Genomic DNA, 15807 nt, shown 5'->3' on the forward strand with positions numbered 1-15807 from the left:
GAAATTTATCGATGGCCTATTTCAGACTGTAATGGGCGGTCGAGGCTTCGTCTAACGACAATACGGTTTCAAGTGATGATCAAAAACCTGAATCTGATGTCTCGGATAAGCAATCAAACGATGTGAATGTGAATGAAACATCTGATGAATCGAATTCTGATGCAGCAGAATCTGGTGTTTATCAAGTTAATGATCAATCAACATTTGAGGATGCGCTGAATAAAATCGCCTCCGATAATTTATCGGAGATCAGACTTGTCCTAAAAGGCGGCTCGTCTTTTGTGGTGCCGACCCAAGATTACGTTTCGACTTTCGGCGTTGCTAACAAGAAGATTACCGTGACGAGTGACGGTGATAATCGCGCAACCTTGCACTTCTCCAACCGTGCCATGCTTTCCGGATCTTGTACTTTTGACAACGTCGAAGTGGTTGGTTCAGGAAAATTCTATTGCAATGGTTTCGATACCGTTTTCACTCGTAACTGCGAGCTCAACCTCTCTGAAACACTTTATGGCGGTGGCTATAGGTCGACTGTCGATCACACACATGTGGTGATAGCCGCGTCTGGATATATCAATCCTGGTAGTGGCGCTGGCCTTCATGACGTCATCGGTGGTTCATATCAAGGGTCCGTCGAGCATGACACCTATCTTGAGATCAGCGGTAACCTTCGCATGGCTAGCGGTAATCACGTTAATCCCGGTTGCATGCGCGGCGATGGGTCGAGCGGCGATGGAAACGGCTTTCCTGCTGTTTATGTAGGTGGTAACGCCACGCTTGTTTACGACAATGCCAACTCCGAAGTTTCTCCTGCTATCGAAGGCACTTACGGTTGCGAGATGCGCGGCAACGTGACGCTTGATGTTCGCTCGGGTCGGGTAAATGAAATTTGCGGTCATTTTGGTGACCCTGCGCCTATTAAAGGCAACATTCATATTATTGCGGGCAGCAGTACTTATGAAAACACCGACAAAATGCTTCGTCTTAATAGCAATTGGCCAATAATTGGCGCAGGACAAATGCTCCCAGATGGAGTTTATGAGGTCGATGGCGATGTCGTTATCGATGCTTACGAGAATGTTTGGGGCTGGGATAAAGGTGGATCGATACCCAATGATGTCCCTTTTATTGAAGGTTCGAAGAAAGCGAACGTTGGCGGATCTATTACCGTTAATGTCCACGGCTCCCATGTTGGCTCTATTTATGGAGCAGAGTGGAGTGCTGTAAACGGTGATATCGCCGTGAACGCTTCTGGTGTTGAGCTGAGGGATGAAGCGGGCGATTCTCATGGGTATGTTTTCTGCGAGAACGACCTGACCAATTCGTCGGATGAGGGATCGAGCGTAAAGGCTAGAGGAAAGCTATCTATCAGTCTGAATAGCGGCAGTGTTGGCTACGTTTCGTTGACTTCGAACAAGAATGTATCGATTTCTGACGGTTCCTTCATTAATATTGCTGGACGACCGGAAATAGCTACGGGCGTTACGGGTGTGTACTATGGGCTTCCCAAGGGGTCTTCTTCTCCCACAATCAATATTGCAGGGACTGTGGCTGAGATTCCTTATATTAAGTACGCATCTGCATTGAATGTTACTGATAACTCCGAAATTACGGCCGGTACGATTTCTTCTGTAAATAAGATCGCTATTACTGGTCAATCGAATACAAATGTAACGACCAAATTTGGTTGCAACAATGCTTCTAGCTATGAATTAATTGAAGACAATGGCCTTCGGGTAGATGAGGGCAGCGTTTTGACGACAGCTGGCTCTCAAGCCTACGTATATGGTTATGTCGATATCAATGGTACTTGGGAGCAACAATACAATACTGCGAAAAACTATAACGATATTTTCGTTAAGGGAACCACCTCTATTGGCAGTAAGGGCATTCTCATCGATCACGGTTCAAGTAATTTGAAAGGTGCCGTTATTAATAAGGGCACACTTGCCTTAATGGCACCCGCATTATTCCAAGGAAATTACCGTGGCGATGACGCTGAAATTAGACTGCCAGCTGTCACTAATAACTATGATGGCACGGATGATGGCGGCGACATTCCCCTTATTGTAAAAGGGGAATCGTCAGGGAAGACTACTGTTAATACGGTGGATCCGAACAATTGGCAGAATTTGAAACTGCCGTCACTCGGAGATAACTACGTACTCTCCAAAGCTAGTGGTGATGCACCTAAGCAAAGCACTTTTATTCTTGGCAACGAGGATGCGGTTGGTGAGGGCTATTACCTTAAGCGCTTCAGGGATGCCGACGGTACTGATGATTTTCACATGTGGCAGGTCGCAGCAAAGTTATCGCTGACTTTTGATGATAATGGCGCATACGATCCTGCTTATCCTCAAAAGTTTTTGCAAGATAAGACTGCAGATAAGGACAGTTACACCTTCGCGCTGCCCAAGACCGCCCCGACCCGCAAGGGCTGGGCGTTCGACGGCTGGAACACCGAGAGGGACGGCTCGGGCGATCAGTTCACCGACAAGACCGAGGTCTCCAGGTCCACGACCGTCTACGCCCAGTGGAAGTGGGTGCCCCGCGACGTCACCGTGACCTTCGACGAGAACGGCGGCGAGACCAAGGCCGACCCCGCCTCCCAGACCAAGACCACCGAGCCGGGTGCCCTGGCTTCGACAGGGGAGAGACTGCTGCCGGTTCTTCCGCTGGCAGTTGCCGGATCTGCTTTGACTTCTTTAGGTTTGCTGCTCGAATACAACCGCAAGAAGAGGCGGAACGATAAATAAGTAATGGCCTGCCATGGCTTTGAATGAACTGCCTCCCATTTCTTGGACATGAGAAATGGGAGGCTTTCTTTATGCGCGTTGATTTGAGAGTGAAGCATGATATCGAGGCCAGGAAGGCGGCCATAGGGCTCTTCGAGCTCGGGCACGGGTATAAATCTGCCGCGATCGCCCTTTCGCTTCCCGCGGAAGCCGTGAGAAGATGGCAGGAGATATACCGCGCATTCGGGAGCGAGGTGCTGCTGCGCATGGACGGAAAGCAGGGCAGGTACACATACGAGCAGAAGGCCGCCGGCGGTCGCCGAGATCTTCTCGCGCACTGCCAACGGCTGCGGGCACCGGCAGATAGCGATGTGCCTCAGGGCGGAAGAGGGGGCCGTGATAGCCGACAAGACCGTGCTCGAGATGATGCGCGAGATGTGGATTCGCTGCGGTATCAGACGCGAGACGGCCTACCACAGGTACAACTCGTACAGGGGCGTCGTCGGCAGGACGTTCGAGAACGTGATCGCGAGGGATTTCGACGCCGGGGCCCCGTGGCGGAAGCTGGGAACGGACGTCACCGAGTTCAAGGTGGCGGGCGGCAAGGCCTACTGGGCCCCGACGCTGGACTTCTGCACCAAGGAGATTGTGGCGAGCGACATATCGACCACGCCCGACATGGCCCAGCAGGTCAGGATGCTCGACGAGCTGCTGTCCAAGATCCCCGAGGGCGCCGCCCCGACCATGCACTCGGACCGGGGCTGGCAGTACCAGCACGCCTCGTACACATCCAGGCTCGAGGCCGCAGGCATCGTCCAGAGCATGTCCAGGAAGGCGAACTGCATCGACAACGCCGCCACCGAGCAGCTCTTCGGCCACGTCAAGGACGAGTTCTACCGGGGCCGCGAGTGGGAGACGTTCGAGGATTTCAAACGCGACCTGGAGGAATACATAGTCCACTGGAACACGAGCCGGAGGCAGGTAAGATTGAAGGGCCTGACCCCGGAGGAGTTCCGGAATCAGGCCCTCGCGGCCTAGTCGCTATTTAGGGCGTCCAAGATTTGGGACGCATTTCATTTTTCGCTCTGGTTTTGCATTCCTGGATAGATAGAAAAAGAAACCGCCTCCTCAAAAGAAAGCGGTTTCTTATAGTTCTATGTGAACGCGAGGTCTTTGACCCGGAGAGTCCGAGGTACTTGTTGGTAAGACCTTATTTAGGAGCGCGCAACCTTGCCGGACTTGAGGCAGGTGGAGCAAACGTTCATCTTGCGACGGTGACCATCGACGACGACGTAGACGCGCTGGATGTTGGGGCGGAACTTACGGTTGGTGACGCGGTGAGAGTGGCTGATGGAGCGACCGGCAACGGGGTGCTTACCGCAAACTTCGCAAACTTTGGACATAACTGACCCTCCTTGGGCGACAAACGAACATGTCGCGTTAACAAACAAGCCTGAACTATAGCACAGAAGTCGCTCCCTGTGCGCAATCTACACAGAGATATTCCTCTTTTGGCGATAGTGCTCACGCTACGGCCCTGGACGTAGATCCGATTTGCGTGCAGCAGAGGGGATTATGCCAGCTCGTGCGTGCGTTTTCAAGCTCGTCCCACAAATATATATAGGTTTATGGAGCGCCTGCGCCCGTTTACGGATTGCTCTGTATTTATGCTCGCAATTAAGCTCGAGGTTGGCTACACTATCCCTTGACCATTAAAGGGGTACGAGATACCCACATGGAATTACATTGCTGCCAAAGAGCAGCCCTTCCTGTGGGTGTCTGGTCCGCTTTGAGCGGTCGGGCATCTATTTTTTTGACTGTGTCAGCAGTCAAGACATGTGAGGAAGGAGATCGATGGGCACGACTTCCCCCAAGGCGGTCATCATGGACGAGACCGCCGTCAACCGAGCGATGACCCGCATCGCGCACGAGATCCTCGAGCGCAACGAGGGCTGTGAAGACCTCGCTCTGGTCGGTATCGTCACGCGCGGCGACCTTCTGGCAAAGAAGCTCGCCGAGGAGATCAAGGAGATCGAGGGCGTCGACGTTCCGCTCGGCAGCCTCGACATCAGCTTCTACCGCGATGACTATGCGACCAATTTCGCTCCCGCGATCCACGCTACCAACATTCCCTTCAGCGTCGACGGCAAGCGCGTCGTGCTGGTGGACGACATCCTGTACACGGGTCGCACCATCCGCGCCGCTCTGGACGCCGTTATGGACCTGGGCCGTCCGAGCCGAGTCGAGCTGGCAGTTCTCGTTGACCGCGGTCACCGCGAGCTCCCTATCTCGCCGGACTTTGTCGGCAAGAACGTTCCCTCGTCGCACGAGGAGAACGTGCACCTATATATGAAGGAAGTCGACGGCCGTACCGCTGTCGAGATCAACGACGTCGCGCCGGGTTCCCACGTGGGCTCCGCGCCGCTGGGAGGTGAGTAGTACCGTGGCGTTCAATCATAAGCACCTGATCGACATTACCGAGTACTCCGAAGAGGACATCAAGCTCATCCTCGAGACCGCCAAGGCGTTCTCCGAGGTCAACGAGCGTGCCATCAAGAAGGTCCCCACGCTCAAGGGTAAGACCATCGTCAACATGTTCAACGAGCCCTCGACGCGTACCCGCAGCTCCTTCGAGCTCGCCGAGAAGCGTCTTTCGGCCGACAGCCTCAACTTCGGCGGCTCCTCGACCTCCACGGTCAAGGGCGAGAGCCTCGTCGATACCGTCGAGACCCTCAACGCCTATAAGATCGACTGCATTGTCGTGCGCGATAAGCACGCCGGCGCTCCCTACATCGTCACGCAGAACTCGCCCGCGAGCGTCATCTGCGCCGGTGACGGTAAGCATAACCACCCCACGCAGGCCCTGCTCGACCTGTACACCATCTGGGAGCACAAGGGTGACTTCCACGGTCTGAAGGTCGCCGTCGTCGGCGATATCGCGCACTCCCGCGTCTGCGGCTCGCTGATCCCCGCTCTTAAGATCATGGGCTGCGAGACCTACGCTGTCGCCCCCGGCACGCTGCTGCCGCCGGCGCCCGAGGTCTTGGGCTGCGACCACGTGACGAGCGACCTCGATTCCGTCCTGCCCGAGCTGGACGTCGTCTACATGCTTCGCGTGCAGCAGGAGCGCCTCGAGGGTGCACCGTTCCCGACCATTCGCGAGTACCACAAGCTCTTCGGTCTGACCAAGGACCGCGAGAAGCTCATGAAGCCCGATGCGATCATCTGTCACCCGGGCCCCATCAACCGCGGCGTCGAGTTCGACTCCTATATGGCCGACCACCCGCAACGCTCCGTCATCCTGGAGCAGGTCTATGCCGGTATCTGCGTGCGTATGGCTATCCTGTATCTGCTGCTTGGAGGTGCCGATAATGGCCTTGCTTCTTAAGAATGCCCACGTCGTCGACCCGTCCGTCGAGCTTGACGGTGTCGTTGACGTCCTGATTGACGGCGACAAGATCGCCGAGGTCGGCGAGAATCTTGCCGTCGAGGGAGCCGAGGTCCGCGACCTTTCCGGCAAGTACCTCGTCCCCGGCCTGGTTGATATGCACGTTCACCTTCGCGAGCCCGGCTACGAGGTCAAAGAGGACATCGAGAGCGGCACCCGCGCAGCTGCCAAGGGCGGCTTTACCGGCGTGTGCTCCATGCCCAACACCGATCCCGTCACCGATAACGGCACCGTCGTGGAGTTCGTCAAGTCCCGTGCTGCCGAGGTCGGTCACTGCCGCGTCTATCCGTCGGGCGCCATGACCCGCGGTCTTAAGGGCGAGGCTATGTCCGAGATGGGCGATATGGTCGCCCACGGCGCCGTCGCCTTCACCGACGACGGTCGCGGCGTGCAGGGCGCGGGCATGCTCCGTCGCTGCATGGACTACGGCAAGATATTCGGCAAGGTCTTCATGAGCCATTGCCAGGACGAGGACCTGGTCGGTCACGGCCAGATCAACGAGGGCAGGGTCTCGACCCGTCTGGCCCTCGAGGGTTGGCCGGCTGCCGGCGAGGAGCTTCAGATCGCCCGCGACATCGAGATCGCCAAGCTGACCGGCGCCAAACTACACATCCAGCATATCTCCACCGCCCATGGCCTGGAGCTCGTGCGTGCCGGCAAGGCCGCTGGCGTTCAGGTTACCTGCGAGGCCACGCCGCATCACATGTTCCTGACCGAGAACGACCTGGACGAGACCTACAACACCTCGCTCAAGGTCAACCCGCCGCTGCGTACCGAGGCGGACGCCGAGGCCATTCGCCAGGGCGTCATCGACGGTACCGTCGACGCTATCGTCACCGATCACGCTCCCCACACCCCGTGGGAGAAGGCCCGCGAGTTCGAGCTTGCGCCCTTCGGCATGATCGGCCTCGAGACTTCGCTGTCGCTCGTGCTCACCGAGCTGGTCAACACGGGCAAGATGAGCATGGGTCGCATGGTCGAGCTCATGGCCATCAAGCCTCGTGAGATCCTGGGCCTCGACCAGGTTCAGGTCAAGGCGGGCTCCGTTGCCGACCTGACCGTGTTCGATCCCGCTGCTACCTGGACGGTCGGCGAGGACGGTTACGAGTCGCGTGCCGAGAACTCCGGTTTTGCCGGCCGCACGCTCACCGGTCGTGCCACCGATGTGTTTGTCGGCGGCAAGCAGACGCTCGCCGACGGCTGCATCTGCTAGCATAGCCTTATCGCTTTTGTGCGCGGTGCCCTTGCGGTGCCGCGCTTTCTGTTCGCCTGAACCATGCAACCGCATGGGGGATTGGAGCGTCTATGCCCACACCTTCCACTGCACGCATGCACGACTTCGAGGTCGTCTCGAACCAGGAGATCGCCGACGGTATCTTCTCGCTCGTTATCTCGGCCCCCAAGCTTGCAAGTGCGCTCAAGTCCGGCCAGTTTGTGAACATTGCCGTGCCCGGCGATGCGTCCTCGCTGCTTCGCGTGCCCCTGAGCTTCTATCGCGCCGACGCCCAGACCGGCACCGTCGAGCTGTGGTACGCCGTCGTGGGCGATGACACCCGTCGTCTGTCGCAGATGGCCCCCGGTTCCACCTCTAATCTGCTGGGCCCTGGCGGCCGCGGCTGGCTTGTGCCCGAGGGCACCAGGAAGGCGCTGCTCGTTGCGGGCGGCATCGGTGTTCCGCCCGTGCTGTGCCTTGCCGGCATGCTCGTCGAGCAGGGTGTGGCCGTCGACGTGTGCCTGGGTTTTGGCACCGCGTCCAAGGCCGTGGGAGTCGATGAGTTCCGCGCGCTGTGCGATACGGTCAACGTGTGCACCGACGACGGCTCGCTCGGCACGCACGGTTTTTGCACCGATCCTGCCGCTGAGCTGCTTGGCGAGGGCGGCTACGACTACGTCGCCAGCTGCGGCCCCGCTGTCATGATGAAGAAAGTCGCCGCCGCTGCCGCCGAGGCCGGTGCGTACTGCGAGGTGTCCCTCGAGCGCATGATGAGCTGTGGCTTTGGCGCCTGCAACACCTGCAATGTCGAGACGGTCGACGGTATGAAGGGTGCTTGCATGTGCGGCCCCGTGTTCGATGCTTCCAAGGTGGTGGTCTTCTAGTGGGTACCGTTAACATGGCCGTCGATTTCGGCGGCGTCAAGATGCAGAACCCCATCAACACCGCAGCCGGTACCTTTGGCTACGGTTGGCAGTTCCAGAACTTCTTTGATGTTTCCCAGCTGGGCGCCATCACCACCAAGGGCTGCGCTGCCGAGCCCTGGCCCGGCAACCCCGCGCCCCGCATGGCCGAAATTCCCGGCGGTATGATCAACTCCGTGGGCCTTCAGAACCCCGGCGTGGCCGCCTTTGCCCGCGAGTCCGGTCCGTGGCTCGAACAGCTGTCCAAGGACGGCTGCCAGGTCATCTGTCAGGTTGCCGGCCACTCCGTTGACGAGTTTGTCCGCGCGCTCGAGATGTATGTCGAGCTGTGCCCCTGGGCTGCCGGCTACGAGATCAACGTGAGCTGCCCTAATATCGCCGCCGGCGGTGCCGCCATGGGCTCCACGCCCGAGGGCGCCTCTTCCGTTATGGCTGCCTGCCGCAAGGTGACCGATAAGCCGCTGTTCGTAAAGATGGCTCCGGTTAATGTCGCCGAGATTGCCAAGGCTCTCGAGGCTGCCGGCGCCGACGGCCTTTCGGTCATCAATTCCATCCAGGGCATGGCCATTGACGTGCACACCCGCAAGTCCCGTGTTGCCAAGCCCAAGGGCGGCCTTTCGGGCCCGCTGTGCCACCACATCGCCGTTCGCATGGTCTGGGAGGTCGCTCAGGCCGTCGATATCCCCATCAACGGCGTCGGCGGTGTCATGACCGGCGAGGATGCTGCCGAGTTTATCCTGGCCGGCGCCACCTGCGCGTCGGTCGGTATGGCCAACTTTGTCGATCCGTGCGCTTCGATTAAGATCGCGCGCGAGCTCGAGGCTTGGGCAGAGTCCCAGGGCGTGAAGGATATCAACGAGCTGGTAGGTGCTTTCGAATGCTAGAGAATGATGCCCGCGACCGTGTTATCGTCGCCCTCGACTGCGATCGTGAGCGTGCGCTCGAGCTCGCCCATGAGCTTTCGGGCCACGCCGTCTGGCTCAAGGTGGGCATGACGCTCTATTACGCCGAGGGTCCCGAGATCGTCAAGACGTTCAAGGACTTGGGCTTCAAGGTCTTCCTCGACCTTAAGTTCCATGACATTCCGCATCAGGTGCGCGGTGCCGCCCGTTCGGCCTCGCTTGCCGGTGCCGACCTGCTCTCGGTCCACGGCTTGGGTTCGGGCGCTATGCTCGCCGCGTGCCGTGAGGGTGCCGAGGAGGCGCGCGAGGACCGCGCCAAGCTCGTCGCCATTACCGTGCTCACGAGTATGAATCAGGATGCCTTGAGCGAGATCGGCGTCGAGTCTCCCGTGGCCGAGGAAGCCGCCCGTCTGGCAAAGCTTGCCCAGACCAACGGCATCGACGGCATCGTGTGCTCGCCGATGGAGGCTCACGACATGCGTGAGCTGCTGGGTCCTGATGCCCTGATCGTGACTCCGGGTGTGCGTCCGGTGGGTGCCGCCCTTGGTGACCAGTCCCGCGTGGCGACGCCTTCCCAGGCTATCGAGCGTGGCGCAAGCCACATTGTGGTGGGCCGTCCCATCACCGGTGCCGACGATCCGGTTGCCGCCTTTGACGCCATCGTCGCCGAGCTGGTCGAAAACGTCGCGTAAAAGATTCCCCTAAGTCACCACTTTTGGGTCTCATTAGCACAAAATAGCCCCTGTGCCTGCGTAAACTTTCCCATCCTTTGTGTGGAATCGCAGGTCAGGGGCTTAACTTTGGGCGCAGTATATTGCACTTTTTGCGGGTATCGTCTAACCTATGGAGCCGCGATTAGGCATTTTGTACGTTCTACGTGCTAAAATGCCAATTATTGAATCAGATATAACCCAACTATTTGGAGGTACGAATGGCACTCCCTCAGCTTACCGACGAGCAGCGCAAGCAGGCTCTTGAGAAGGCTGCCGCCGCACGTCACGCCCGCGCTGAGCTTCGCGAGCAGATCAAGAAGGGCGAGAAGTCCCTCGAGTCCGTGCTCAACTCCGATGACCCCATCGCTTCCCGCATGAAGGTTTCCACCCTCATCGAGTCTCTCCCTGGTTATGGCAAGGCCAAGGCCGCCAAGATCATGGAGGAGCTCGGTATCTCCGCTACTCGTCGCGTCCAGGGCCTCGGCGTCCGTCAGCGCGAGCAGCTCCTCGAGCAGCTGACCAAATAAGTGAGCGCTCAGGATTCCAAGCTCTTTGTGATTTCTGGACCGTCAGGCGCAGGCAAGGGTACGCTCGTCACTCGTGTGCGCGAGCGCCGCTCGAACCTGGGTTTGACGGTTTCGGCTACCACGCGAGCACCACGCAAAGGTGAGGTCGACGGCGTCAACTACTTTTTTCTGACGCGCGAGGAGTTCGACCGCCGCGTGGCAAACGGTGAGTTTGTTGAGTGGGCCGAGGTCCACGGTAACTGCTACGGCACGTTGGTGAGCGAGGTCACATCCAAGCTCGCCTCGGGCTCGTCTCTGATTTTGGAGATCGATGTCCAGGGCGCCCTGCAGGTGAAGGAGCGTTTCCCCGAGGCCGTGCTGATCTTTATCAAGCCGCCTTCGCTTGAGGTGCTCCGCGAGCGTCTAGTCGGTCGCGGTACCGAGACGCCCGAGACGATTGAGCTGCGTATGGCAAACGCCGCCGATGAGCTTGCCCTTGCCGACCGCTACGACGACGTCGTGGTGAATGACGATCTCGACCGCGCGACCGATGAACTCGTTCGCGTTCTCGATATGCATGAAAGGATCTGAGGTCCGTGTCCGTTGTAAAGCCTTGCATTGACGATCTTCTGGAGAAGACCGATCACAACCGCTTCCTGCTCGCTTCGCTTGCCTCCAAGCGCGCCTGCGACATCAATAGCATGCTGCGTGGCCAGCACAACCGCGTGCTTGCCGTCCAGGATGTCGATGACATCACCATCGGGCTTTCCGGTGCCGATACCATCTCGATGGCTATGGACGAGATTGTCGACGGTGACATCTCTTACGACGAGGCTCGTTACGAGAAGGCGCTCGGCCACAAGGTTGCTGAAGCCTAAATGGCGGCTCGCGTCTGCCTGGTCCACTATCACGAGGTTGGACTGAAGGGCAAGAACCGCGCACATTTTGAGCATATCCTCATGGATAACATCAAGGCGGCCTTGGCCGCCTTTTCCGTGAATGCCGTGTCTCGAATTTCCGGTTATATCCTCGTGACCTTTAATGAGCATCAGGCCGACGAGGCGGCGCGCGTCATTCGCACCGTACCCGGCGTTGCCCGCGTGTCCCTGGCATATCACACGAACCGCGACCCGCAGGAGTACTGCGCCGCCGCCGTGAAGGCGCTGCGCGAGTTTGGTCCCTTTGAGTCGTTTAAGGTGCATGCCAAGCGCTCTAACACCGACTACGAGCTCACCTCGATTGATATCAATCGACAGGTGGGCGAGGTACTGTGTGAGGCCTTCCCCGATAAAAAGGTTCAAATGCACGACCCCGACGCGATGGTGCACGTACTGGTGGTCCAGGGTAGCGTTTACGTGTACGCACGCTCCGAGCGCGGCGTGGGCGGTCTGCCGGTGGGTTCTGCCGGCAAGGTCGTGACGCTGCTGTCGTCGGGTATTGATTCTCCGGTGGCGACCTGGATGCTCGCGCGTCGTGGCGCGGTGTGCGTGCCGGTGCATTTCTCAGGTCGTCCGCAGACGCCCGACACGAGCGAGTATTTGGTGCAGGACATCATCCGTGCGCTTGAGCCGGGTGTCCAGATCGGCCGCCTGTACGTGGTGCCGTTTGGCGACTGCCAGCGTGAGATTTCGGTCACCTGTCCCAGCAACCTGCGCGTGATCATGTATCGCCGCATTATGTATTCGGTTGCCGAGCGCATTGCACACATCGAGGGCGCCAAGGCCATCGTGACGGGCGAATCGCTTGGACAGGTTGCCTCCCAAACGCTTGAGAATATCATGGCCGTTAACGAGGCCGTGAAGATCCCCGTGTTCCGTCCGCTCATCGGTTCGGACAAGCAGGAGATTATCGCGCGCGCCGAGGAGATTGGTACGTTCGATATCTCGACTGAGGCCGCTCCCGACTGCTGCACGCTGTTTATGCCGCGTCGTCCCGAGACGCACGCTAAACTCGATGCCGTGCATGAGGCCTGGGAGTTGTTCGATCACGAGGAGATGATCGAGCGCCTACTCAAGCAGACCGAGTACATCGACTTCGAAAGCAACACGTATAAGGCCCCTAAGACCTTAAAATGCAAACATTCGGAGCTTGCTCCGCGTGAGATTTACCAAGATCACGAGTAAATTTGTGCATAGACCGACGATGCTCTTGCATCGTCGGTCTTTTGCTATCTGGGCATTTTGCGGCTAAGTGTTCATTTGCTGACGTGTGCCTGAATAAATGGACAGATTTGTGCAAGGTTTTGGTCGGCTTTTGGTTTGACCGCGAAAACCGGTTTTGAAGCATGGCCGTTGCAGGGCTCTTTTCCTGACACGATGTTGTTGGGAGGTTTTGTTATGGCGCAGCGCGAACAACACGAACGGGTCAAAAAGATGGACCGCTGGGCAGGCAAGCTGCTCGGTCATAAGGCTGTGGTGGTGGCGATGCTGGGCGTCATTGCGATGGCGAGCGGCTTGGCGATGGCGAACCTTGGCGGCGGTGCCGGCGCCGTGTCGTTTGAGCGCACTGACGGTTCGGGCTCGTTGGTGGAGCCGGGATCCGGTGATGCCTCGAGCGGAAAGACATCCGAAGGTTCTTCGACTAAGGCTTCTGCCGCGGCAGAGGTCTATGTCGATGTCGAGGGCGCCGTTGTGTCGCCCGGTGTATATCGTCTCAAGGACGGCGCGCGGGTGGCTCAGGCGATTGATGCCGCCGGCGGGCTGGCGCCCGAGGCAGACGTTACGGGGCTCAATCGGGCATCTAAGGTCACTGATGGACAAAAAATCCACGTTCCAACGGTAGGGGAGCAGCAGGCGTCTATTGCGGAAGCCGGTGTTGATGGTGGGGCTTCCGCATCATCGGGCGTGAGCGGCGCAACAGGCCTGGTAAACATCAATACGGCAAGCGCGGCAGAGCTGCAGACGCTCTCGGGCATCGGTCCCTCCATGGCCCAGTCGATTATCGATGAGCGGACAAAGAACGGTGCTTTTGCCTCGGTTGACGACCTGATGCGTGTGTCGGGAATCGGCGAGAAGAAGCTTGCCAAAATCAAAGATTGCATCTGCGTATGAGTGCGACCGAGCGCGAGCGTGTTATGCCTCCGCGGCCCCTGCTTCCGTGGACGATGACCCTGTGTGCCGGCATGTGCATGAGCTGCGTCTTGGTGCTCAACATGGCCGCTGATGCGCTGTTGAGGGAGCGGGCGCCAGCGGTCGGGCCGCTATGGACCATTCCCGTTGCGGCGGCGGTATTTGTTATGCTGGCTCAATCATGTGCGCGGCTTGCCCCTTTGAAGCGGTGGCTGTATGCCGCGTCCGTCGGTCTCGTGGCGGGAGCGGTCGTCTCGGCCTGGTGGGCTGTGGGTGCGCTAAGCGCCTCGAAGGCGCTCGACGGTCGAGCGGCAAGCAGCCTCGAGTTTGTCGTGCAGGGCGATCCATCAATAAACGACGACGTGTATTCCTATACCTGCGAGGCACGCGCGGACGGTAAGAACTTGGCAACGGTTCGCCTATCGTGCGACCGCGAGCTCAAGGTCGGGGCGCACGTGCGTGTTATCGGTCGCGTTTCGCGTTTTGAGAACGATGCGTATGGACGATCGCGCGTGCTCCGAGGCGAGGTATGCAAGGTAAAAGCCGTTCGGATTGTGTCGGTCGATGAGGGCTCTCCGGGGCCGCTGCTTCGGCTACGAAATGGGCTGCTTGCGTCCATCGCGCCTGCGACCGACCCGGCGCGTGCACTCATAGCCGGTGTCGTCTGCGGTCGTTCGGCCGAGCTGCGCGCCCAGTCGGCGGGCGACTGGTTTTCGGTGACGGGTACGGCGCATCTTATCGCCGTCTCCGGCAGCCATTTGTCTATCGTGGGGTTTGTAATTGAGGGCGTATTGCAAAAGACTCGGTGTTCACGTGGTCTTCGGCGGGTGATATTGGCGATAACGCTTGTGGGCTACGCTGCCTTTACGGGCGCGTCTCCCTCGGCCGTGCGCGCGTGCTGCATGGTGTTCGCGACGCTTGTCGTAAACGGCGCAGGGCGTCGCCGGCACGGCGCATCGGCGCTCTTCGTAACCATGTCCATCTTTGTGCTACTGCGGCCGACGGTGCTGTTCGAGATGGGCTTTCAGCTTTCATGTGCCAGCGTCTTAGCCATTCTGTGCTTTTGCCCCTATGCGACCTACGCTTTGGGTGAGTTGGGTGTGCCGTCGGGCGTTGCCAGCATGCTTTCCGTCACGCTGTGCTCGCAGTTGGCGACGCTCCCCATTACCATTCCTGCCTTCGGTACGTTCTCGCTCATTGCTCCGCTGGCAAATGCGGTCATCGGTCCGGTGGTGAGCGTACTGCTCGCTGTGTCGATCGTACTGGTTCCCTATTCGCTCGTGGCACCATTGCGGATTTGGGCGCTCATTGTGCCCATGGTTGCCGCCCGTTGCGCGTTGTTCTTCGAGCAGCTGTTTGCCGCCGTGCCGGGTGCATCCGTGAGTGTGCCGCCCGATAGCATGTGGATTTACCTAGTGCCGTGTTTGCTGGCGGTTCTGCTGGTCTGGTGGCCGCGTCCCCGTGCACGTCCTATGGCGGTGGGGCTTACGTGCCTGGTGTTCTTGGCTGCGATTCCGTACGCCTACTGGGATCGGTTCGCTCCGCCTTCGGTGACGGTGCTCGATGTGGGCCAGGCCGATGCGATTCTTATCCGCCAGGGCGGCACAGTAGCGCTCGTCGACTGCGGGCTCGACGAGCGCGTGGTGGCGGCGTTGGTTCGCAATAACGTGCACCATATCGATGCCGTCTTTGTGACGCATTGGGATGAGGATCACTGGGGTGGTCTGCCTGCCGTGCTCGAACAGTTTTCGGTCGGAACGATTGCCGTGGCGGCAGATGCGCTGGAGGATGCTCCTGCCGAGGTATTGAACCGACCTGGCGTGGAGTATCGGCAGGTGCGCCATGGGGATACGGTCGACATCGGCTCATTTTGCGCCCGCGTGATGTGGCCATTCGAGTCCGTGGATGGCGAGGGCAATGAGGACTCGCTTGTCCTGCTGCTCTCTTATGTTCAGGAAGACAAGGGCCTGCGCATGCTCCTCACCGGTGATGCCGAGCTCGACCAGGAACGGGAATTCGTGCATGAGGTGGGGGATATCGATGTCCTTAAACTCGGGCATCACGGCTCCAAGGTTTCGGTCGATGCCGCGCTGCTGGAGATTCTGAGACCCGAGCTTTCCCTCGCGAGCGCGGGCGAGGGGAATCGATACGGTCATCCGTCCGATGCCTGCATCGATGCCGTGAAGGAAGCGGGTGGCATGTTCGCGTGCACCATCGAACACGGCGACATTACCGTCACGCCGACTGAGAATGGCTTTGCGATGCGATGCCAGCGACCGTGACGACGTCGTTGGCGTGT

15 protein-coding genes are annotated in these 15807 nt (G+C 58.9%); 14 read left to right on the forward strand and 1 reads right to left on the reverse strand.

Features of this window, described 5'->3' with window-relative positions:
• The first annotated feature begins 128 nt into the window (after nt 1-128).
• Together DXC18_RS07995 and DXC18_RS08000 are read left to right on the forward strand one after the other, a co-directional pair.
• A complete protein-coding gene (locus DXC18_RS07995) occupies nt 129-2756 on the forward strand; it encodes an InlB B-repeat-containing protein (RefSeq protein ID WP_147330265.1) in 2628 nt (875 codons plus the stop codon).
• Between the two features lie 303 nt (nt 2757-3059).
• Nucleotides 3060-3773 carry an IS3 family transposase gene (locus tag DXC18_RS08000; RefSeq protein ID WP_199408851.1) on the forward strand — a complete coding sequence of 238 codons (714 nt, stop codon included), beginning with the start codon at nt 3060-3062 and terminating at the stop codon, nt 3771-3773.
• Nucleotides 3774-3949: 176 nt separating this feature from the next.
• On the opposite strand, the gene rpmB is transcribed toward DXC18_RS08000, so the two are convergent.
• On the reverse strand, nt 3950-4138 hold the full coding sequence (gene rpmB, locus DXC18_RS08005) for a 50S ribosomal protein L28 (protein ID WP_022094725.1): 189 nt from the start codon (nt 4136-4138) through the stop codon (nt 3950-3952).
• Between the two features lie 451 nt (nt 4139-4589).
• On the opposite strand from rpmB, the gene pyrR reads away from it, so the two are divergent.
• The 12 genes from pyrR (at nt 4590) to DXC18_RS08065 (ending at nt 15790) form a co-directional block, all read left to right on the forward strand.
• On the forward strand, nt 4590-5174 hold the full coding sequence (gene pyrR, locus DXC18_RS08010) for a bifunctional pyr operon transcriptional regulator/uracil phosphoribosyltransferase PyrR (RefSeq protein ID WP_117583216.1): 585 nt from the start codon (nt 4590-4592) through the stop codon (nt 5172-5174).
• A gap of 4 nt (nt 5175-5178) precedes the next feature.
• Nucleotides 5179-6123 carry an aspartate carbamoyltransferase catalytic subunit gene (locus DXC18_RS08015; RefSeq protein WP_035138537.1) on the forward strand — a complete coding sequence of 315 codons (945 nt, stop codon included), beginning with the start codon at nt 5179-5181 and terminating at the stop codon, nt 6121-6123.
• Nucleotides 6107-7396 (forward strand): dihydroorotase, encoded by a 1290-nt coding sequence (locus tag DXC18_RS08020; RefSeq protein ID WP_117583215.1) that lies wholly within the window; start codon nt 6107-6109, stop codon nt 7394-7396. The genes DXC18_RS08015 and DXC18_RS08020 overlap by 17 nt, the downstream gene beginning before the upstream one ends.
• 116 nt (nt 7397-7512) lie before the next feature.
• Nucleotides 7513-8280, forward strand: a complete 768-nt coding sequence (locus DXC18_RS08025) for a dihydroorotate dehydrogenase electron transfer subunit (protein WP_117716875.1) — start codon at nt 7513-7515, stop codon at nt 8278-8280.
• Between the two features lie 14 nt (nt 8281-8294).
• Nucleotides 8295-9203: a dihydroorotate dehydrogenase gene (locus DXC18_RS08030; protein WP_199412248.1), complete on the forward strand. Its 909-nt coding sequence runs from the start codon at nt 8295-8297 to the stop codon at nt 9201-9203.
• Nucleotides 9197-9913 carry an orotidine-5'-phosphate decarboxylase gene (gene pyrF, locus DXC18_RS08035; protein ID WP_117583213.1) on the forward strand — a complete coding sequence of 239 codons (717 nt, stop codon included), beginning with the start codon at nt 9197-9199 and terminating at the stop codon, nt 9911-9913. The genes DXC18_RS08030 and pyrF overlap by 7 nt, the downstream gene beginning before the upstream one ends.
• Before the next feature lie 239 nt (nt 9914-10152).
• Nucleotides 10153-10461 (forward strand): integration host factor, actinobacterial type, encoded by a 309-nt coding sequence (gene mihF / locus DXC18_RS08040; RefSeq protein ID WP_006236130.1) that lies wholly within the window; start codon nt 10153-10155, stop codon nt 10459-10461.
• Nucleotides 10462-11031, forward strand: coding sequence for a guanylate kinase (gene gmk, locus DXC18_RS08045; RefSeq protein WP_099431806.1), 570 nt, complete (start codon nt 10462-10464; stop codon nt 11029-11031).
• A 5-nt stretch (nt 11032-11036) separates the two neighbouring features.
• On the forward strand, nt 11037-11318 hold the full coding sequence (locus DXC18_RS08050) for a DNA-directed RNA polymerase subunit omega (protein ID WP_035138532.1): 282 nt from the start codon (nt 11037-11039) through the stop codon (nt 11316-11318).
• Entirely contained in the window at nt 11319-12563 is a 1245-nt protein-coding gene (gene thiI, locus DXC18_RS08055; protein ID WP_117583212.1) for a tRNA uracil 4-sulfurtransferase ThiI, read from the forward strand.
• Between the two features lie 249 nt (nt 12564-12812).
• On the forward strand, nt 12813-13490 hold the full coding sequence (locus DXC18_RS08060) for a ComEA family DNA-binding protein (protein WP_233509045.1): 678 nt from the start codon (nt 12813-12815) through the stop codon (nt 13488-13490).
• Nucleotides 13487-15790, forward strand: a complete 2304-nt coding sequence (locus DXC18_RS08065; protein WP_117716867.1) for a DNA internalization-related competence protein ComEC/Rec2 — start codon at nt 13487-13489, stop codon at nt 15788-15790. The genes DXC18_RS08060 and DXC18_RS08065 overlap by 4 nt, the downstream gene beginning before the upstream one ends.
• The last annotated feature ends 17 nt before the right edge of the window (nt 15791-15807 follow it).

It is taken from the genome of Collinsella sp. OM08-14AT (assembly GCF_003438115.1).
Lineage (GTDB): Bacteria > Actinomycetota > Coriobacteriia > Coriobacteriales > Coriobacteriaceae > Collinsella.